The sequence below is a fragment of the Nocardioides sp. FY1077 genome, from assembly GCF_058681775.1.
In genome coordinates this window covers 307758-327488 of record NZ_JBZWDB010000003.1, presented here as the reverse complement: position 1 = coordinate 327488, position 19731 = coordinate 307758, and the positions used below count along the sequence as shown (strand labels likewise).

General features: G+C 74.8%; 18 protein-coding genes. 13 read left to right on the top strand and 5 right to left on the bottom strand.

Going from position 1 to position 19731, the window contains the following annotated elements; genetic code table 11:
• Positions 1-15: 15 nt before the first annotated feature.
• Entirely contained in the window at positions 16-912 is an 897-nt protein-coding gene (locus AC4OR8_RS11085; protein ID WP_492165613.1) for a hypothetical protein, read from the bottom strand.
• A gap of 50 nt (positions 913-962) precedes the next feature.
• Here AC4OR8_RS11085 and AC4OR8_RS11080 point away from each other — a divergent pair, with 50 nt between their 5' ends.
• The 5 genes from AC4OR8_RS11080 (at position 963) to coaE (ending at position 5749) form a co-directional block, all read left to right on the top strand.
• On the top strand, positions 963-1874 hold the full coding sequence (locus AC4OR8_RS11080; RefSeq protein ID WP_492165612.1) for a phosphotransferase family protein: 912 nt from the start codon (positions 963-965) through the stop codon (positions 1872-1874).
• Positions 1875-1939: 65 nt separating this feature from the next.
• Positions 1940-2557: a hypothetical protein gene (locus tag AC4OR8_RS11075; RefSeq protein WP_492165611.1), complete on the top strand. Its 618-nt coding sequence runs from the start codon at positions 1940-1942 to the stop codon at positions 2555-2557.
• Between the two features lie 334 nt (positions 2558-2891).
• Entirely contained in the window at positions 2892-4370 is a 1479-nt protein-coding gene (rpsA, locus tag AC4OR8_RS11070) for a 30S ribosomal protein S1 (RefSeq protein WP_492165610.1), read from the top strand.
• A 119-nt stretch (positions 4371-4489) separates the two neighbouring features.
• Positions 4490-5119 carry a sulfotransferase family 2 domain-containing protein gene (locus AC4OR8_RS11065; protein ID WP_492165609.1) on the top strand — a complete coding sequence of 210 codons (630 nt, stop codon included), beginning with the start codon at positions 4490-4492 and terminating at the stop codon, positions 5117-5119.
• Between the two features lie 42 nt (positions 5120-5161).
• Positions 5162-5749 (top strand): dephospho-CoA kinase, encoded by a 588-nt coding sequence (gene coaE / locus AC4OR8_RS11060; protein WP_492165608.1) that lies wholly within the window; start codon positions 5162-5164, stop codon positions 5747-5749.
• 106 nt (positions 5750-5855) lie between these two features.
• On the opposite strand, the gene AC4OR8_RS11055 is transcribed toward coaE, so the two are convergent.
• The gene (locus tag AC4OR8_RS11055; protein WP_492165607.1) at positions 5856-6839 is read right to left on the bottom strand and encodes a sigma-70 family RNA polymerase sigma factor; all 984 of its coding nucleotides are present in this window, start codon (positions 6837-6839) and stop codon (positions 5856-5858) included.
• Positions 6840-7073: 234 nt separating this feature from the next.
• Positions 7074-9269, bottom strand: coding sequence for a S9 family peptidase (locus AC4OR8_RS11050; protein ID WP_492165606.1), 2196 nt, complete (start codon positions 9267-9269; stop codon positions 7074-7076).
• Positions 9270-9336: 67 nt separating this feature from the next.
• Between AC4OR8_RS11050 and AC4OR8_RS11045 the strand changes: the two genes are divergently transcribed.
• From AC4OR8_RS11045 to AC4OR8_RS11035, 3 genes are all read left to right on the top strand, one after another.
• Positions 9337-10044 carry a LamB/YcsF family protein gene (locus AC4OR8_RS11045; RefSeq protein ID WP_492165605.1) on the top strand — a complete coding sequence of 236 codons (708 nt, stop codon included), beginning with the start codon at positions 9337-9339 and terminating at the stop codon, positions 10042-10044.
• 83 nt (positions 10045-10127) lie between these two features.
• Entirely contained in the window at positions 10128-10733 is a 606-nt protein-coding gene (locus tag AC4OR8_RS11040; protein ID WP_492165604.1) for a 5-oxoprolinase subunit B family protein, read from the top strand.
• The gene (locus AC4OR8_RS11035; RefSeq protein ID WP_492165603.1) at positions 10730-11608 is read left to right on the top strand and encodes a 5-oxoprolinase subunit C family protein; all 879 of its coding nucleotides are present in this window, start codon (positions 10730-10732) and stop codon (positions 11606-11608) included. Before AC4OR8_RS11040 ends, AC4OR8_RS11035 begins: the two co-directional genes overlap by 4 nt.
• A gap of 12 nt (positions 11609-11620) precedes the next feature.
• On the opposite strand, the gene AC4OR8_RS11030 is transcribed toward AC4OR8_RS11035, so the two are convergent.
• Positions 11621-13000, bottom strand: coding sequence for a DNA polymerase IV (locus AC4OR8_RS11030; RefSeq protein ID WP_492165602.1), 1380 nt, complete (start codon positions 12998-13000; stop codon positions 11621-11623).
• Between the two features lie 196 nt (positions 13001-13196).
• Here AC4OR8_RS11030 and AC4OR8_RS11025 point away from each other — a divergent pair, with 196 nt between their 5' ends.
• Both AC4OR8_RS11025 and AC4OR8_RS11020 read left to right on the top strand, forming a co-directional pair.
• The gene (locus AC4OR8_RS11025) at positions 13197-14327 is read left to right on the top strand and encodes a DUF4192 domain-containing protein (protein ID WP_492165601.1); all 1131 of its coding nucleotides are present in this window, start codon (positions 13197-13199) and stop codon (positions 14325-14327) included.
• 34 nt (positions 14328-14361) lie between these two features.
• Complete coding sequence (locus tag AC4OR8_RS11020; protein WP_492165600.1) at positions 14362-15825, top strand: glutamate-cysteine ligase family protein; 1464 nt, start codon at positions 14362-14364, stop codon at positions 15823-15825.
• 395 nt (positions 15826-16220) lie between these two features.
• Here AC4OR8_RS11020 and AC4OR8_RS11015 read toward each other — a convergent pair whose 3' ends face one another.
• Positions 16221-16631, bottom strand: coding sequence for a hypothetical protein (locus AC4OR8_RS11015; RefSeq protein ID WP_492165599.1), 411 nt, complete (start codon positions 16629-16631; stop codon positions 16221-16223).
• A 107-nt stretch (positions 16632-16738) separates the two neighbouring features.
• Between AC4OR8_RS11015 and AC4OR8_RS11010 the strand changes: the two genes are divergently transcribed.
• The 3 genes from AC4OR8_RS11010 to AC4OR8_RS11000 all read left to right on the top strand — a co-directional run bounded on the left by AC4OR8_RS11010 (position 16739) and on the right by AC4OR8_RS11000 (position 19539).
• Positions 16739-17140 carry a universal stress protein gene (locus AC4OR8_RS11010; protein ID WP_492165598.1) on the top strand — a complete coding sequence of 134 codons (402 nt, stop codon included), beginning with the start codon at positions 16739-16741 and terminating at the stop codon, positions 17138-17140.
• A 73-nt stretch (positions 17141-17213) separates the two neighbouring features.
• Positions 17214-17783: an HhH-GPD-type base excision DNA repair protein gene (locus tag AC4OR8_RS11005; RefSeq protein WP_492165597.1), complete on the top strand. Its 570-nt coding sequence runs from the start codon at positions 17214-17216 to the stop codon at positions 17781-17783.
• 136 nt (positions 17784-17919) lie between these two features.
• A complete protein-coding gene (locus tag AC4OR8_RS11000; protein ID WP_492165596.1) occupies positions 17920-19539 on the top strand; it encodes an RNA polymerase sigma factor in 1620 nt (539 codons plus the stop codon).
• The last annotated feature ends 192 nt before the right edge of the window (positions 19540-19731 follow it).

Here is a 19731-nt window from a genome sequence, read left to right as displayed (position 1 = left end):
CCTCCGGGGGACGGGTCACGGCAGCGCGACGGGCTTGCGGCGGCCGGGCAGCCGGCCGACGAGGTCGCCGAGCGGGCCGACCGCACGCCCGAGGGCGTCGGCCGACTCCGCCAGTGACGGCACCACCTGGGCCAGCTCCACGAGTCGCGGCTGGATCCCCTCCAGGGTGTCGCCGAGCGTGACCAGCTGGTCGAGGGTGCCGCCGTCGGCGACCAGCTTCTCCAGGAAGCCGTCCTCGGTGAGCATGCGGTCGGCGAGGCCGCCGGGGCGCAGCACCGCGTCGAGGACGCCCTCGGGCGCGGTCAGCCGGTCGAGGGCGCCGCCGTCGGCGAGCAGCCGGTCGAGCAGCCCCTCGTGGGCGATGAGCTGGTCGAGCGCCCCGCCCTCGGCGAGCAGCCGCTCGAGCGGGCCGTCCGGCGCCAGCAGCCGGTCGACGGGCCCGTCGGGGGCCAGCAGCCGCTCGAGGCCGCCGTCGCTTGCGCTGAGCCGGGCCAGGGGCCCGTCGTCGTCCAGCAGCCGGTCGAGCAGCCCGCCGCGCTGCAGCAGCCGGCCCACCGGGCGGTCGGGCGAGGTGAGGTCGTTGACGGTGCGGGCCAGCCGCATCGGGCCGTCCTCGTCGGTGAGCACGTCGGTGAGCTGCTGGGCCAGGCCGTTCTCGCCGATCACCCGCAGCACCAGGTCGGCGTACCCGCCGGGACGGCGCAGCGGGCCGTCGGGGGCGGCCAGGCGCCCCAGCTGCAGCGTGGTCTGGGTGGCGGCCACGCCCACCCGCACCGGCAGCATCGCGGCGTCGGCGGCCGCGGCGAGCGCCCCGGGCAGGTCGCGCGGCAGGCGACGGGGGAGCCCGGCGGGCCAGCGCAGCGCCGGTGCGGGTCGGCCGGGGGTGGCGGGGCTGGGCAGGGCGGGGCTCACGGGGTTCACCGTACGGCGCCCGGGACGCGGGCCGTGGCAGCATCTGGCCCATGAGCGGTGCGCACGACGACGTCGCCGGGCTGACCCCGCTGGCCGGGGGCTGGTCGGGGGAGACGTTCCTGGCCGAGGTGGCCGGCGAGCGCTCGGTGGTGCGCGTCTACACCGGCGGTCGCGGGCCCGACGCCCCGGCGGTGGACGCCGCCGTGCTGCGCCTGGCCCGGGGGCTGCTGCCGGTGGCGGAGGTGCTCGAGGTGCGCCACGGCGACCCCGCCCGCGGCCTGCCGGCGCTGTTGGTCACCTCGTTCCTGCCCGGGGTGCGCGGCGACCTGGTGGTGCCCGACCTCGACGACGCCGACCTCGCCTCGCTGGGCGAGGAGCTGGGCCACGCCCTGGCCGAGCTCGCCGGCGTGCGGCTGCTGCGCCGGGGCCCGTTCGTCGACGCCGAGCTGCGCATCGGGCACCACGAGCCACCCTGGGACGTCGACGGGCTGCCCGCGCTGGTGGAGCTGCTCGCCTCCGCCCTCCACCTCACCGCCGAGGAGCTGCGCGGCCTGCAGGAGGTCGCGGCAAGCGCCCAGGAGCTGCTCGACGGGCTGGCGACGACCTGCCTGGTCCACGGCGACGTGAACCCGAAGAACCTGCTGCTCGACCCCCGTCCCGGCCGCGGGCGGTGGCTCGCCGGGCTCGTGGACTGGGAGCACGCCCACGCCGGCCTGCCGTGCGCCGACCTGGGCAACCTGCTGCGCTTCGACCGGCAGCCGGCCTTCCACGACGCCGCGCTGGCGGCGTACGCCGGGCGCCTCGGCCTCGCGCCCCCGGACGTGCTCGCGCTCGCCCGTGCCGCCGACCTGCCGGCGCTGCTCGAGCTGGCCACCCGGCGCGGGCAGAACCCGGTCGCGGACCGGGCGCACGAGCACCTGCGTGCCATCGCGCGGACGCGTGACCTGCACGCGGTCCCGTAGGGCCGGCCCCAGCAGGACGCGGTGGCACCCAGGTGCGTCGGCGGCCCGTGAGTAGCGTCCGGTGGGTGAGCACCCCTGACCCCGACGCCGTCGTCCTGACCTCGGCGTGGGCTCGCAGGTCGTGGGCCGTGGCGCACGCGCTGACCGCCCTGGCGCTGGTCGGGGTGCTGCTGTCGTGGACCGGTGTCCTGGTCGTGGTCGGTTCGAGGGTCGTGCCGTTCTGGGGGGTCGCCCTCGCCCTGCTGCTCGGGTGGACGGCCCTCCGGCTGGGCCTGAGCGCGTGGCGGGTGTCGAGGCCGTCCCCGGCGACCCGGTGGCGGTGGGTGCACCGTTCGGTCACGGCGAGCGCGTGGGTGCTGGTCCCGCTGACGGCGGCCGCGGGCGGGTTCGGCGGGCCGTCGTACGTGGTCGTGGAGCCGGCCGGGTCCGGTGGGTGCCGGGCGGTGGTGACGGAGAGCAGCTTCCTGGCGACCGGGTGGGGGACGGTGCACGTCGCCGGCAGGTGGGGGCCGTTCGCGCCGAGCGTGGGCAGCTACCGGACAGACGACGGGTTCCGGCCGGTGTCGACGGGGTCGTACAGCGTCAGCTGGGACGGGCGGTCCGGTGGGTTGCTGAACGTGGGTGGGACGTTGCCCGGTGGCGACGGTGAGAGTGGCTCCGGCCTCTTCGTCTTCACGTGCTGAGGGCGGCCGCCGACAGGTCGCTGCCCCTGCAGCCGGCCTCGGGCGGGTGGGTCGCGGTCGGACGAGTCGTCCGGAGTCGTCCGGAGCCGGGTGGCCCTGGACGGTCCCGGGCCCGTCCCGGCGCGGGTTGGACGCGGCCTCGCGCGCGGGCGTAGGCTGAGTCAGCGCTCGAGGTCTGCCTGCGTCCCGGACGGAGTGGACCCAGGCTCGCTATCGCGCCCGCCGGCGACCGTCCCACTGGTCGTGCGTGCCGGGCACCGGACCACCTGATAGCGAAACCCGCCTCCTGCGCGTGTCCGTACGACTTCTGCCCATCCAAGGAACTACTTCCCTTATGACGAGCACCATCTCCATTCTTCCCGACTACGACGCGCCCCAGGTCGCGATCAACGACATCGGGTCGGAAGAGGACTTCCTCGCCGCCATCGACGCGACGATCAAGTACTTCAACGACGGCGACATCGTCGCCGGCACCATCGTGAAGGTCGACCGCGACGAGGTCCTGCTGGACATCGGTTACAAGACCGAGGGCGTCATCCCCTCGCGCGAGCTGTCGATCAAGCACGACGTCGACCCCTCCGAGGTCGTCTCGGTCGGTGACGAGGTCGAGGCCCTGGTCCTCCAGAAGGAGGACAAGGAAGGTCGTCTGATCCTGTCCAAGAAGCGCGCGCAGTACGAGCGCGCCTGGGGCACGATCGAGCAGGTCAAGGAGGAGGACGGCGTCGTCGAGGGCACCGTCATCGAGGTCGTCAAGGGCGGCCTCATCCTCGACATCGGCCTGCGCGGCTTCCTGCCGGCCTCGCTGGTGGAGATGCGTCGCGTCCGCGACCTGCAGCCCTACGTGGGCCAGACGCTCGAGGCGAAGATCATCGAGCTCGACAAGAACCGCAACAACGTCGTGCTGTCGCGTCGTGCGTGGCTCGAGCAGACCCAGTCCGAGGTGCGCCACGGCTTCCTGACCCAGCTGCAGAAGGGCCAGATCCGCAAGGGCGTCGTCTCCTCGATCGTCAACTTCGGTGCGTTCGTGGACCTCGGCGGCGTGGACGGCCTCGTGCACGTCTCCGAGCTGTCGTGGAAGCACATCGACCACCCCTCCGAGGTCGTCGCCGTGGGCGACGAGGTCACCGTCGAGGTGCTCGACGTGGACATGGACCGCGAGCGTGTCTCCCTGTCGCTGAAGGCGACGCAGGAGGACCCGTGGCAGCACTTCGCCCGCACCCACCAGATCGGCCAGATCGTGCCGGGCAAGGTCACCAAGCTGGTGCCCTTCGGTTCGTTCGTCCGTGTCGAGGAGGGCATCGAGGGCCTGGTGCACATCTCCGAGCTCGCCGAGCGCCACGTCGAGATCCCCGAGCAGGTCGTCCAGGTCAACGACGACGTCATGGTCAAGATCATCGACATCGACCTCGAGCGTCGCCGCATCTCGCTGTCGCTGAAGCAGGCCAACGAGACCGCCGCCGCCGCCGACGTCGAGGAGTTCGACCCGACGCTCTACGGCATGACCGCGACGTACGACGAGCAGGGCAACTACGTCTACCCCGACGGCTTCGACCCCGAGACGGGCGAGTGGCTCGAGGGCTTCGACGACCAGCGCGCGGTCTGGGAGGAGCAGTACGCCAAGGCGCACGCCCGCTGGGAGGCCCACGTCAAGCAGCAGGCCGAGGCCAAGGTGGCCGAGGTCGAGGCCGGCGAGGCCACCTCGTACTCCAGCGGTGGCTCCACCGAGGAGGAGACCGAGGCCGAGGGCGGTTCGCTCGCCTCCGACGAGGCCCTGCAGGCCCTGCGCGAGAAGCTCACCGGCGGGGCTTCCTGACCCGCAGCAGCACCTGACCGGCGTCCGCGCCGGATCGCCCGAGGGCCCGACCACCGCGAGGTGGTCGGGCCCTCGTGGCGTCTGCGCCCGGGCCGGGCCGCGCTGGTACCTTGCCGCCCATGCTGGTCTCGCACGAGTCGCGCGTGCTCTTCGTCCACGTGCAGAAGACCGGCGGCACCAGCATCGACCGGGTCCTCGAGGCGGTCGTCCCCGACGTCGCCTACCTCAAGGGCCTCCCGCAGGGTAGGCACTCCACGCTGGGCCAGGCGCTGCAGGTGCACCCCGAGCTCGCCGACTACTGGACCTTCGGCTTCGTGCGCAACCCGTGGGCACGGCTGGTGTCGTGGCACGCGATGATCAAGCGCAACGAGCAGTACGTCGCCGAGGGCAGCCAGAAGGCCATCGACCGGCTCGCCGCCAACCGGCTCTGGCGCCGGGTGCAGGAGCGCTACCCGACGTTCGACTCGTTCGTGCTCGAGGGCCTCGACGCCACCCGCCAGCTGCGCACCCCGCAGATCGACTACCTACGCACGCCGACCCGCACCGCCGACTTCATTGGTCGCCAGGAGAGCTTCGGTGACGACCTGCGCACCGTCGTGGACCACCTCGGCGCGCCCTGGCCCGCGCAGGTGCCGCACGCCAACCAGGGCGCCCCCACCGACTACCGCGACGCCTACACCGACCGCACGCGCGACAAGGTCGCGGAGGTCTTCGCCCGCGACCTGGAGCACTTCGGCTACACCTTCTGAGCCGGGCGGGGGCCGGCGTGAGGTCGGCCCTAGGCTGCCGCCATGCGAGTGGGACTGACCGGAGGCGTGGCGTCGGGCAAGAGCACGGTGGCCGCGGTGCTGCGCGACCTGGGGGCGGTGGTCATCGACGCCGACGCCCTGGCCCGGGAGGTGGTGGCCCGCGGCACGCCGGGCCTGGCCCGGGTCGTCGAGGAGTTCGGCGAGGCGCTGCTGACCGCCGACGGCGACCTCGACCGGCCCGCGATGGGGCGGCTGGTGTTCGGCGACGCCGACGCGCGTCGCCGCCTCGAGGCGATCGTGCACCCGCTGGTCTTCGAGCGCTACGTCGAGCTGGAGGCCGCCGCCCCCGAGGGTGCCGTCGTCGTGCACGACGTGCCGCTGCTCGCCGAGACCGGCCGGGCGGGGGAGTTCGACGCGGTGGTGGTCGTCGACGCGCCCCGCGAGGTGCAGCTGGAGCGGATGCTGGAGGACCGCGGGTGGACCCGCGAGGACGCCGAGTCGCGCCTGGCCGCCCAGGCCGCGCGCGAGGACCGGCTGGCTCTGGCCACCCACGTCGTCGACAACACCGGCAGCCGCGACGACCTGCGCCGCCGCGTCGAGGAGGTCTGGGCAGCCCTCACCGCGTCCTGACCCGGGTGGGTGCGCCACCGCCGGCGGAACCGGACGGGACCCGGACGCACGAGGACCCCCGCCACCAGGTGACGGGGGTCCTCGGGGGGTCCAGGGCGGCGGCGCCTCAGGCGGCCGAGCCGGCCGCGAGGTCCGGGTCGGCGTAGCGCCGCAGCTTCTGCAGCGCCTCCCGCTCGAGCTGGCGCACCCGCTCGGCCGAGATGCCGTGCTTCGCGCCGATGTCGGCCAGCTTGTGCTGGCGCCCGTCGGTGAGGCCGTAGCGCGAGCGGATGATGTCGGCGGCGCGGTCGTCGAGGTGACCGACCAGGCTGTTGAGCCGGTCGCGCGACTCGACGTCGAGCACGGTGAGGTCGGGACCCGGGGAGGTCTCCTGCGCCATCAGGTCGCCCAGGCTGGTGTCGCCGTCCTCGTCGACGGGGGTGTCCAGGCTGACGTGCTCCCGGCCCCAGGAGATGAGGTCGAGCACGCGGTCGACGTCCATGCCGAGCTCGGCGGCGATCTCGGCCGGCTCGGGGTCGCGGCCCAGCTGCCGCTCCAGGGTGCGGCGGGCGCCGCCGACCTGGTTCAGCTCCTCCACGACGTGCACGGGCAGCCGCACGACGCGGGCCTGCTGGGCGATGCCGCGGGTGATGGCCTGGCGCACCCACCAGGTCGCGTACGTGGAGAACTTGTAGCCCTTGGTGTAGTCGAACTTCTCGACCGCACGGATCAGGCCGGTGTTGCCCTCCTGGATCAGGTCGAGCATCGGCATCTGCGCCCGGCCGTACTTGCGGGCGATCGAGACCACGAGGCGCAGGTTGGCGGTGATGAAGGTGTCGACGGCGCGCTGGCCCTCAGCGGCGAGCCACTCGAGCTCCTCCTGGGAGGCCGAGAGGGGGGCGCCGCCCTTGCGGCGGCCCACGCGACCCTGGGCGAGCAGGTGCTCGGCCATCAGGCCGGCCTCGATGGTCTTCGACAGCTCCACCTCCGAGGCTGCGTCGAGGAGCGCGTTGCGCGCGATCTCGTCGAGGTAGAGTCCGACGCTGTCGCGTCCCTCGATCTCTCGCGTGGTCGAGGTGCTCCGGGTGCGGGTGGCGGTGCTGGTAGCCATCGTGGACCCCTCCTTCTGCTCGTGGGCGCCGTCGGTGCGTCTCACGTCGTGTTCAACGCCCTGGGGTGACGGATTTCTTCCGGTTCCCCGTGAGGCCTTCACCCACCACGACGTGCGGCGGATACCGAGAGTTGCGTGACCAGTCAACTCTCAGCGACTTCTCAGAACCTCACCCCTCAGGCCCTCCCACCCACACCCGCGAGCCGCGCGACGGCTCACCCGAACGGCTCCGGCTCAGACGGGCTCGGCCTCCGCGAGGCCCATCCGGTCGAGGATCCAGGCCAGGGTGAAGGCCCGGTCGTGCCACGACTTGTAGCGCCCGGACACCCCGCCGTGGCCACCGGCCATCTCGGTGCGCAGCAGCACGTCGGGGCGGGCGTCGGGAGCGGTGGCCCGCAGCTTGGCCACCCACTTCGCGGGCTCGACGTACAGCACGCGGGTGTCGTTGAGCGAGGTCTCCGCCAGGATCGGGGGGTAGGCCTGGTCGCCCACGTTGTCGTACGGCGCGTAGGAGGCCATGTAGGCGTACACCTCGGGGTCGGCCTCGGGGTTGCCCCACTCGTCGTACTCGGTGACCGTCAGCGGCAGCGTGGCGTCGAGCATCGTGGTCAGCGCGTCGACGAACGGCACCCCCGCCACGATCCCGCCGAACAGCTCGGGCGCCTGGTTCGCCACCGCACCCATCAGCATGCCGCCGGCGCTGGCGCCCTCGGCCACCAGCGTGGCGGGCGTCGACCAGCCGGTGTCGACGAGGTGGCGCGCGCAGGCGACAAAGTCGGAGAACGTGTTCTGCTTGGTGGTCATCTTGCCCTGGTCGTACCACCGCCGGCCCATCTCGCCGCCGCCGCGCACGTGCGCGATCGCGAACGCCGCGCCGCGGTCCAGCAGCGACAGCCGAGCCACCGAGAAGTAGGGGTCCATCGACGCCTCGTAGGAGCCGTAGCCGTAGAGCAGCGTCGGCACCGGGCGCGACCCGCCGGTCTCGTCCTCCCGGGCGCCGATGCGGCACACGACCGAGATCGGCACCTGCTCGCCGTCGTCGGCGGTCGCCCACAGCCGGTGCTCCTCGTAGTCGGCGGGGTCGTAGCCGCCCAGCACGGGGGAGCGGCGCAGCAGCGTCAGCTCGCGGGTGCGCACGTCGTAGTCGTAGACCGACGACGGCACCGCCAGGGTGGTGTAGCCGATGCGCACCGTGGGCTGGGTGAAGCCGGGGTTGCCGCCGGATCCGACGGTGTAGACCGGCTCGTCGAACTCCACGAGGTAGTCGTCGCCGACCCCGTCGTCGCCGAGCTCGAGGATGCGCACCTGGGTCAGGCCGTTGCTGCGCTGGTGCACCACGAGGTGGCCGGCGAACGCGTCGACGTCCTCGAGGCGGACCGCCGGGTCGTGGGGCACCAGCGGGACCCAACCCGCTGCGGGGGTGGGCTCGAGCGGGGCGACGGACAGCTCGAAGTCGGGGCCGGTGGCGTTGTGGGTCACCAGGAAGACGTCGTCGCCGGCGATGACGGCGTGGTCGAGGGAGTACTCCACGCCCTCGACCCGCTCGGCGAACAGCCGCCAGCCGGCCTCGGGGGTGCCGGGCTCGGCCCGGGTGTCGAGGTAGCGGTACTCGCTGGTGGTCTTCGAGCCCACCGCCACGACCAGGAAGCGCTCCGAGCGGGTGCGGCCCACGCCGGTGAAGAAGCGGCCGTCGGTCTCGTGGTGCACCAGCTCGTCGTCGGCCTGCGGGGTGCCGAGCACGTGGCGCCACACCTTGTCGGGGCGCCACGAGTCGTCGACGGTGGAGTAGTAGCAGCTGGCGCCGTCGGGGTGCCAGGTGACGCCGCCCATCACGCCGGTCAGCTCGTCGTCGAGCGGGGCGCCGGTGGCCAGCTCCTTGAAGCGCACGGTGTAGCGCTCGTCGCCGACGGTGTCGGTCGACCACGCCAGCACCCGGTCGTCGAGGCTGATCGCGGAGCCGCCGAGGGAGAAGAACTCGTGGCCCTCGGCCAGCTCGTTGAGGTCGAGCAGGACCTGCTCGCCGGGCAGCGCGGGCTGGTCGGGTGCTGCGTCCTCGGCGGGGCGCGGCGGCGTCCAGTCGTCGGGGTCGACCACCGGCACGCGGCAGCTGGCGCCGTACTCCTTGCCCTCGAAGGAGCGCGAGTAGTACCAGTGGCCGCGGTTGCGGGTGGGCACCGACAGGTCGGTCTCCTGCGTGCGGGCCTTGATCTCGTCGAACACGGCCTGGCGCAGGCCGGCGAGGTGGGCGGTGCGCTCCTGGGTCCAGGCGTTCTCGGCCTCGAGGTGCGCGACGACGTCGGGGGAGTCCTTCTCGCGCAGCCACTCGTAGTCGTCGGTGCGGGTGAGCCCGTGGATCTCGCGGCTGGTGGGACGGCGCTCGGCCGCGGGCGGTGCCTCGGGGGACGGGACGGTGGGGGACGGGGGCGTCATGGACCGACCCTAGCCAGGCCCCGCCACGGCCCTGTGCGGGCCCGCGCCGCCCCGGTAGCGTCCTCCCGTGGCCCGCGTCGACCTGAACGCCGACCTCGGCGAGGACGTCACCGACGACGACGGCCTGCTCGCCGTGGTCACCAGCGCCAACGTGGCCTGCGGCTACCACGCGGGCTCGCCGGCGGTGATGCGCGCGGTCTGCGACGGCGCGGCGGCGCGCGGGGTCGCCCTCGGCGCGCAGGTCTCGTACGCCGACCGCGCCGGCTTCGGCCGGGTGGCGCTCGACGTCGCCGAGCACGTGCTGCGCGAGCAGGTCGCCGACCAGGTCGGCACGCTCACCGACCTCGCCCGCGCGGCCGGCACCGACGTCACCTATCTCAAGCCGCACGGTGCGCTCTACCACCGCACCCTCGACGACGAGACGCAGGCGCGCGCCGTGCTCGCCGGCTCCGGGGCGCTGCCGGTGCTCGGCATGCCCGGCGCGCTGCTGCGTCGTGCCGCCGACGCCGGGCGGGGCGTGCACCTCGAGGGGTTCCCCGACCGGGGCTGCACCGCCGCGGGCCGGCTGGTGCCGCGCGACGAGCCGGGGGCGCTGGTCACCGACCCCGACGACGTGGCCCGGCGCGCGGTCGACCTCGCCGCTCGCGTCGCGTCGCTCTGCGTGCACGGCGACCATCCCGGCGCCGTGGCCCGGGCCCGCGCCGTGCGGGCCGCCCTGGAGGACGCCGGGTGGACGCTGGGGCCCTTCGCCGCGCCGCCGGGCCGGTCGTCGTGAGGTCGGTCGGCGGCGCGGCCGGTGCGGGTGGCGGGGGCGGTGGGGGTGGCGGGGGCGGTGGGGGTGGCGGGGGCGGTGGGGGCGTGCTCGGCGTGCGGTCGTACGGCCCGGCCGCCCTGCTGGTGGAGGTCGACGACGCGGCCGCGGCGACCGCGCTCGCGGGGTGGCTGCGGCGCGAGGGGGTGCCGGCGCTCGACGTCGTGCCGGCGGCGCGCAGCGTGCTGGTCGACGGCGTGGGCGGGGGAGACGGGCTCGCGGCCGTCCGGGCGCTGGTGGGGCGCTGGGAGCCCGGCGCCGACGTGGCGAGCGGCCCGCTGGTGGAGGTGGCGGTCGACTACGACGGCCCCGACCTGGGCGACGTCGCCGCCCGCTGGGGCTGCTCGGTCGAGGAGGTGGTGGCCCGGCACACCGCGCAGGAGTGGACCTCGGCCTTCTGCGGGTTCGCGCCCGGGTTCGCCTACCTGGCCGGGCTGCCCGCCGACCTCGCCGTGCCACGGTTGGCCACCCCCCGGGCGCGGGTGCCGGCCGGTGCGGTGGCGCTGGCCGACCGGTGGTGCGGGGTCTACCCGACCGCCTCGCCGGGCGGGTGGCGGCTGCTGGGACGCACCGACGCCGTGCTGTGGGACGCCGGGCGGCGCGACCCGGCGCTGCTGGCGCCGGGCACGCGGGTGCGGTTCGTGGCCCGGTGACCGTGGCGAGGAGCGGCGCGGGGCCGGGGTGGCTCGAGGTGGTGGAGCCGGGCGCGCTCACCACGGTGCAGGACCACGGCCGCGCCGGCCTGGCCCACCTGGGGGTGCCCCGGGCGGGTGCGCTCGACCGGCCGGCGGCCGACCTGGCGACCCGCCTGGTCGGCGACCCGCCCGGCACCGCCCTCCTGGAGGCCACCCTGGGCGGGCTGGTGCTGCGGCTGCACGGGCCGGGCCGCTGGTGCGCGGTGACCGGGGCGCCGCTCGAGGTCGCGGTCGACGGCCGGGCCCGCGGCGTCGACCGGCCCGAGTGGCTGGCGCCGGGGTCGGAGCTGCGGCTGGGCCGACCCGCCCGGGGCGTGCGCAGCTACGTCGCGCTCGCCGGTGGCGTCGACGTCGCGCCGGTGCTCGGCTCCCGCTCCCGCGACACCCTGGCCGGCCTCGGACCGCCCCCGCTCGCCGCGGGCGACCGGCTGCCCCTCGGGACGCCGCACGGCCCGCCCGCCCCGCTCGACACGCCGCGCGTGCCGACGTACGGCGCGACGCTGCGGGTGGTGCCCGGCCCCCGCGCCGACTGGCTGGGGCCCGACGCCGTGGCCCGGCTGGCGGGCGGCAGGTGGGTGGTGGGCGCGGCGTCCGACCGGGTCGGGCTGCGCCTCGACGGCCCGCCGCTGGAGCGGGCCCGCGTCGGCGAGCCCGCCAGCGAGGGTGTGGTGCTCGGCGCCGTGCAGCTGCCGCCCGACGGGCGACCGGTGGTGTTCCTGGCCGACCACCCCACCACCGGCGGCTACCCCGTGGTCGCCGTGGTGGTGCCGGCCGACCTGCCGCGCTGCGCCCAGCTGCGCCCCGGTGACCCGGTGGTGCTGCGCCCGGCGTGACACCGGACGTCGTCAGCCGGGCGGAGCGGTGCCGTCGCCGGGCCCGTCGCTGGGCCCGTCGCTGGGCTCGTCGTCGGGGTCGGGTGTCGTCCACGGCGTCAGCGCAGGGTCGTCGACGGCGTACGACCGCACCGGCCCGGCGGGGGTGTCCGCGGTCTCGAAGCGCACCGTGACCACCCCGCGACCCGAGCCCCACACCCAGCCCCGGCCCATCTCGGCGTGCACGACGTCGGCGCCGGGCGCCCAGGCGTCGCGCCGCCGCATCGCCGGGAGGTCCTCGGGCAGGTCGGGCTCCTCCTCCACCCCCGTCTCGCCGAACAGGTCCTCCTGGATCCAGTCGGCGAGCCCGGAGACGCCCACGCCGAGCAGCCGCACCCCGCCGGAGAGGTCGGAGGACGCGAGCAGCTCGGTGAGCAGCGCGCGCGCCACCCGCGCGATGGTGGCCGCGGAGTCGGTGGGCGAGGGCAGGGTGCTGGACCGGTTGACCGTGGTGAAGTCGTGGCGGCGCACCTTGATGGTGACGGTGCGCCCCGACAGGCCGTGCTTGGCGAGCCGCGCGGCGACGTCGCCGGCCTGCCGGGTCAGCAGCGCCTCCATCAGCCGGCGGTCGGTCAGGTCGGTGTCGTAGGTGCCCTCCTGGCTCACCGACTTCGCCTCCCGCTCGGCCACCACGGGCCGGTCGTCCATGGCGCGGGCGAGGTGCCACAGACCGGTGCCGTGGGAGCGGCCGTTGAGCCGCACGAGCTCCTCCAGGCTCACCGCCTCCAGGTCGGCGACGGTGACGATGCCGGCGCGGCGCAACCGCTCCGCGGTGGCCGGGCCCACCCCGGGGATCACCGTCGCCTTCATCGGTCGCAGCAGCTCCTGCTCGGTGCCGGGCGCCACCACCACGAGGCCGTCGGGCTTGTCGATGTCGCTGGCCACCTTGGCGATGAACTTGCTCGACCCGACGCCCACCGAGGCGGTCAGCCCGCGGGTGGCCGCGGTGACCCGGCGGCGCAGCTGGTCGGCGTACGCCGTGACCGTCTCGACCTCGAGGTCGGGCAGGTCGGCGCGCTCGAGGTCGACGAAGGCCTCGTCGAGCGAGAGCGGCTCCACCAGCGGCGACACCGAGCGCAGCAGGCGCATCACCACGGCGCTGGCCTCGCGGTAGGCGTGGAAGCGCCCGGAGAGGTAGGCGGCGTGCGGGCAGCGCGAGCGGGCCTCGCGCGCCGACATCGCCGAGTGCACCCCGAACACCCGCGCCTCGTAGCTCGCGGTGGCCACGACGCCACGCCCGCCGGTGCCGCCGACGACGACCGGCTTGCCGCGCAGCGAGGGCTTGTCGCGCTGCTCCACGGAGGCGAAGAACGCGTCGAGGTCCAGGTGGAGGACCGAGGCCTGGGCGCGCACGCCCGGCAAGGTACCCGTCGCCACCGACGGTCATCACCTGCCCGCTCCCCGGGCGCACCGCCGCACCGGGCCGCACCGCGGGCCGGCCACCACAGGACGACCCACCATCCGTCCCCAGGCACCCGGTCGGGGCCGTCGTCCCCAGGGCCGAGGCGGCGGCCCCGGGGCCGGGGGCGGCGGCGGGGAGCGTCGGAGCATGACCCCGACCGACCCCACGCCCACGTCCACCCCCTCGACCCCGTCCCGCGCGGCCCGCGCGCCGTCGGCGCTGCCGCCCCTGGTGGCGCGCAGCCCCGAGGACGTCCTGGCCATGGTGCCGGTCGTCCTCGGCTTCACCCCGTCGGAGTCGGTCGCCATGCTGACCTTCGGCGCCACCCGCACCTTCCACGCCCGCGTCGACCTGCCCGGCGCCGTCGAGCAGGCGCGCGACCCCGGCGCGGTCGGCACCATGGTGGCCTCGCTGCTGGAGCCGTCGGTGCGCCACCGCGTGCGGTCGGTGCTGTTCGTCGTCTACACCGACGACGCCGAGGCCGCAGCGACCGCGCGGCGCCGCCTCGTGACGGCCTTCCGGCACCGCGGGGTCGAGGTGGTCGACGTGCTGCGCTCCGACGGGCGCCGCTGGTGGCCGCTGCTGCGCCGGCGCGCGGGGGTGCCGTCCCACGGCGTCCCGTACGACGTCTCCGACCACCCGTTCACCGCCCAGGCCGTGCTCGCCGGCCGGGTCACCCACGCCAGCCGCGCCGACCTGGGGCGCAGCCTCGAGCCCGACGCGGCCGACCGCGTCGTGGCCGACGAGGTGGCCGCGTTGATGGCCGCCGCGCCGGCCCGCGACGCGTGGACGCCCGACGCCCTGCTCGACGAGGGCGGCTGGCTGTGCGCCCTGCTCGTGCGCCACGTGCGGGAGCGCACCAGCCCGACCGCCGACGAGCTGGCCCGGCTGCTGGCCGACCTCCAAGTCGTGCGGCTGCGCGACGCGGCCTGGAGCGTCGTGCGCCCCGACGAGGCCGCGGCCTGGGTCGACCTGTGGACCGGTGTGCTGCGGCGCTGCCCGGCCGAGGAGGTGGTGGCCCCCGGCGCGCTGCTGGCGTTCAGCGCCTGGCTCAGGGGCGAGGGGGCGCTGGCGTGGTGCGCCCTCGACCGCGTCGACGCCGTCGACCCCGGCTACCCGCTCGCCGGCCACCTCGAGCAGCTGCTGGTGCAGGCCGTGCCGCCCACCGGGTGGGTGCACGACGGCGACTGGAGCGCGGGCCTGCGCCGGGAGCGCCCGCGCCGGGAGCGCCCGAGCCGGGAGCGCCCGAGCCGGGAGGGCCTGGACCGGGCGGGGTGAGGCGTCCCCGGCGCGTGGGCCCTAGGGTCACGTCATGGGCGATGAGGTGGAGCCGCAGGAGTTCACGCGCGCAGACCGGACCCGGCACCGCGAGAAGGTGCGGCGCTGCCTCGACGTGTTCGCCCGGATGCTGCGCGAGGAGCGCTTCGACACCGACGACCCGATGACCGGGCTCGAGGTCGAGCTCAACCTCGTCGACGACCGCGGTGACCCGGCGCTGAAGAACGCCGAGGCGCTGGCGGCCATCGCCGACCCCGACTTCCAGACCGAGCTCGGGCAGTTCAACATCGAGATCAACGTGCCGCCGGCGCGGCTGCGCGAGGGGGGCCTGGCGACCTTCGAGGACACCCTGCGCCGCAGCCTCAACGACGCCGAGCAGAAGTCGGCGGAGGTCGGGGCCCACCTGGTGATGATCGGGATCCTGCCGACGCTGGCCGAGGGCCACATGGGCATGCACTCGATCTCGGCCAACCCGCGCTACCGGCTGCTCAGCGACCAGATCCTCGACGCCCGCGGCGAGGACCTGCGCATCGCGATCAGCGGCGCCGAGGAGCTCGACACCACCTCCGACTCGATCCTGCCCGAGGCGGCGTGCACCAGCACCCAGTTCCACGTGCAGACCTCGCCCGACCAGTTCGCCGCCTACTGGAACGCCTCCCAGGCGATCGCGGCGGTGCAGGTGGCCACGGCCGCCAACTCGCCGTACCTGCTCGGCCGCGAGCTGTGGCGCGAGACCCGCATCCCGCTGTTCGAGCAGGCCACCGACACCCGCAGCGAGGAGCTGAAGGCGCAGGGGGTGCGGCCCCGGGTGTGGTTCGGCGAGCGGTGGATCACCACCGTGTTCGACCTGTTCGAGGAGAACGTGCGCTACTTCCCGGCGCTGCTGCCGGTCACCGAGGAGGAGGACCCCCTCGCGGTGCTGGAGGCCGGCGGCACCCCGAGCCTGCAGGAGCTGCGCCTGCACAACGGCACCATCTACCGCTGGAACCGCCCGGTGTACGACGTCGCCGGCGGCACGCCCCACCTGCGGGTGGAGAACCGGCTGCTCGCGGCCGGTCCGACCGTCGCCGACACCGTGGCCAACGCGGCGTTCTACTTCGGGCTGGTGCGGGCGCTGGCCGAGAGCGAGCGGCCGCTGTGGTCGCAGATGTCGTTCAGTGCCGCCGAGGAGAACTTCCACGTCGCCGCCCAGCAGGGCATCGACGCCCACGTCTACTGGCCCGGCGTCGGACAGGTGCGCGCCACCGAGCTGGTGCTGCGCCGGCTGCTGCCACTGGCCCACCAGGGCCTCGAGGCGTGGGGCGTGGAGGCCGCCGAGCGCGACCGCCTGCTCGGCATCATCGAGCAGCGCTGCCTGCTCGGCACCAACGGCGCCGAGTGGTTCGTCACGCAGATGGCCGCGCGCCGCGCCGAGGACCGCTACGACGCCCTGCGCGCCGTGCTGCTCGACTACCGCGAGCGGATGCACACCAACGAGCCCGTCCACACCTGGACCTGACGCCTGGTCCGTCCCTGCGCGTGCGGGGTCGTGTGCCTGGGGGCGCGCTGGGCCGCGTCGTGGGGCACACGACCCGCGGTCGTCGGTGCTCGGCCGGCTGGCTGGTGGGTGCCGGGCGGGGTCGTGTGCCTGTCGGCGCGCCGGGCCGCGTCGTGGGGCACACGACCCGGGACCTCGGTGCAGACTGCCGGGCTGGCCGGGGCGGGGGAGGGTCGTGTGCCTGCGGGCGCGCCCGGTCGCGTCGTGGGGCACACGACCCGCAGCCACGACCCGCAGCAGCAGCGCCGCACACCGTGAGCCGGGGGAGCGCCGGGCTCAGCGCACCCGGAGCCGCTGCCAGCTGCGGCCCACCCCGCTGCGCGGGTCGCGCCAGGCGTTGCGGCCCACGACGACCATCACCAGCGGCAGCCCGACCTGGGCGCAGGCGCAGGCGGCGGCGCGGGCCCAAGCGGCGTCGACGTCCTGCAGGTCGAGGTCGCCGGTGCGCTCGACCAGACCAGTGGCGCCGCCCGCGGCCCGGCGCCGCCACGGCCGACCCGCCGCGCCCGCACCAGCAGCGCGGCGACGACGTCGACGCGCAGGCCGTGGTCCCAGGGGCCCGTGTCGTCGTCGAGCGCCAGCGAGGCGGTGGCCCCGCCGGGGGTGCCGACGTGCAGCACCGGCACCCGCACCCGGGTGGGCCCGGAGCAGGCGACGTCGAGCACGGCGCGCCGCAGCAGCGCCTCGATCCGCGGGGGCACCGGCTCGCCCAGACCGCCGTCCGCGCCGTGGGCTGCCGCCCGCCAGGGGAGGGGCTGCTGGCTCATCCGACCACCCTGCCCCGGGGGCCGGCCGACGGGCGCCCGTCGTCCACAGGCTCCCGGACCCGCCGCTGATCCGTTAGGTTGCCACCAGGACCAACGAGGGAGTGCAGATGGGGACCGTGGTGGTCGGGTACGTGGCCAAGCCCGAGGGCGTCGCCGCCCTGGACAAGGCGATCGAGGAGGCCACGCTGCGCGGCAAGAAGCTCGTCGTCGTGAACTCCCACCGGGGAGGGGCCGAGTACGACGAGGCCGCCTCGTCGAAGGCCGAGGCCGACATGGACTCCGTGCGGGCGCGCCTCGACGCCGCCGGCATCGAGTACGACCTGCGCCAGCTGGTGCGCGGCTTCGAGCCGGCCGAGGACCTGATCAGCATCGCGGAGGCCAACTCCGCCGAGCTGCTGGTCATCGGCCTGCGCCGCCGCTCGCCGGTGGGCAAGCTGATCCTGGGCAGCAACGCCCAGCGCATCCTGCTCGACGCGCACTGCCCCGTGCTGGCCGTCAAGGCCGACTGAGCGCCGCCGGAGGAGCACCGCCGGACGAGCACCGCCGGACGACGCCGGCCGCTCCCGCTGGCATCCTGGTCCCATGGCCATCCACATCACCGGTGACGACGCCGCCGACAAGGTGCTCGCCGACCCGTTCGCCCTGCTGGTCGGGATGATGCTCGACCAGCAGTACCCGATGGAGCACGCGTTCCGCGGTCCGGCGAAGGTGCTGGAGCGCTTCGGCACGCTGGAGCCCGCCCGCATCGCCGCTGCCGACCCCGAGGAGTTCGCCGCGCTGTGCGCCCGGGCGCCCGCGATCCACCGCTTCCCCGGCTCGATGGCCGCGCGCCTGCAGGAGCTCGCCGGCATCGTGGAGGAGACGTACGGCGGCCACGCCGAGCGACTGTGGACCGAGGCCGCCGACGGGCGCGACTTCCTGCGCCGGATGACGGCGCTGCCCGGCTTCGGCAAGCAGAAGGCCCAGATCTTCGTGGCGCTGGTCGCCAAGCAGCTCGGGGTGCGCCCCGACGGCTGGGAGACCGCGGTGGGCGCCTACGCCGAGGACGGCTACCGCTCCGTGGCCGACGTGGTCGACCCCGCCTCGCTGCAGAAGGTGCGCGAGCACAAGAAGGAGCAGAAGGCCGCGGCCAAGGCGGCCTCCGGCTCCTGAGCGCCGTCGCGGCGACCGGCCGCGGGGTCCCGGCGGACGGGGCGGTGGCGAGCGGGACTGGTCCGCCGTGGCAGAATGAAGCAGCGGCTCTTGACGACAGCGGGCCTCGCCGCGCCCCCACGCCAGTTGACGAGAGGTGTTCGTGTCCTCGAACGCACGCAAGATCCCCGCCGAGGTGCTCGCCCACCCGGCCGTCGCGGCCCTCATCGAGCAGGGCAGCCCCACCGGGAACGTCAGTCCGGAGGAGGTCCGCCAGGCCAGTGAGGACGCCGCCATCGAGCCGCGTCACCTCAAGGCGCTGCTGGCCCACCTCAGCGGGGTCGGGATCTCCGTGAACGTCGGTGTCGCCCCGGCGCGCGCCGTGGCCGCGACCTCCACCCGCAAGACCACCACCGCGAAGACGGCCAAGAAGGCGCCGGCGAAGACCGCGGCAGCCGCGAAGACCGCCACCACCGCGGCCAAGGCCGTCGCCGACACCGCCGTCGACACCGTGGCCGACACCGTCGCCGCGGTCGCGCCCGCCGCTGCCGCCGCCGCGACCACCGCGAAGAAGGCCGTGGCCAAGAAGACGGCCACCAAGACCGCCGCGAAGCCCGCCACCAAGGCTCCCGCGAAGAAGGCGGCCGCCGGCAGCGCTGCGACCACCGACACCGTCGAGGCGGTCGTCGTCGCCGAGCCCGCCCTGGGTCCCGACGGCAAGAAGCTGCTGCCCGACGTGCCCGACGAGCAGTTCGAGAAGGACGTCAAGGCCGACCCCACGATCGTGGAGGACGAGAAGCAGGCGTCCTTCGTGGTCTCCGCCGCCGACGAGACCGACGAGCCCGAGCAGCAGGTCATGGTGGCCGGTGCCACCGCCGACCCGGTCAAGGACTACCTCAAGCAGATCGGCAAGGTGCCCCTCCTCAACGCCGAGATGGAGGTCGAGCTGGCCAAGCGCATCGAGGCCGGCCTGTTCTCGGAGGAGAAGCTCGCGAAGGGCGGCAAGATCCGTCCGGCGCTGCTCGAGGAGCTCGAGTGGATCTCCGAGGACGGCCGCCGCGCGAAGAACCACCTGCTCGAGGCCAACCTGCGCCTCGTGGTCTCGCTGGCCAAGCGCTACACCGGTCGCGGCATGCTGTTCCTCGACCTCATCCAGGAGGGCAACCTCGGCCTGATCCGTGCGGTCGAGAAGTTCGACTACACCAAGGGCTACAAGTTCTCGACGTACGCCACCTGGTGGATCCGTCAGGCCATCACCCGCGCGATGGCCGACCAGGCCCGCACCATCCGCATCCCGGTGCACATGGTCGAGGTCATCAACAAGCTGGCCCGCGTGCAGCGTCAGATGCTCCAGGACCTCGGGCGCGAGCCCACCCCGGAGGAGCTCGCCAAGGAGCTCGACATGACCCCCGAGAAGGTCATCGAGGTCCAGAAGTACGGCCGCGAGCCCATCTCGCTGCACACCCCGCTCGGCGAGGACGGCGACTCCGAGTTCGGTGACCTCATCGAGGACTCCGAGGCCATCGTGCCGGCCGATGCGGTGTCGTTCACGCTGCTGCAGGAGCAGCTGCACGCGGTCCTCGACACGCTGTCGGAGCGCGAGGCCGGCGTGGTCTCGATGCGCTTCGGCCTCACCGACGGCCAGCCGAAGACCCTCGACGAGATCGGCAAGGTCTACGGCGTGACCCGCGAGCGGATCCGCCAGATCGAGTCGAAGACCATGTCGAAGCTGCGTCACCCCTCGCGCTCGCAGGTCCTGCGCGACTACCTCGACTGATCGTCTGCTCCACCCCGGCGCCCCGGTCCTGCTCTGCAGGGCCGGGGCGCCTGTGCGTCTGGGTGTCGGGGCCCGAGCCGCGACCGCTGCGTGGACTCACCCGGAGGAGGGCTCGCATTCGGCGCCGCCGTGGGGTTGGCTGCGGGGGAGGACGGTCGCACGTGGACCGCCCCAACACCGACCCGCGGTCGC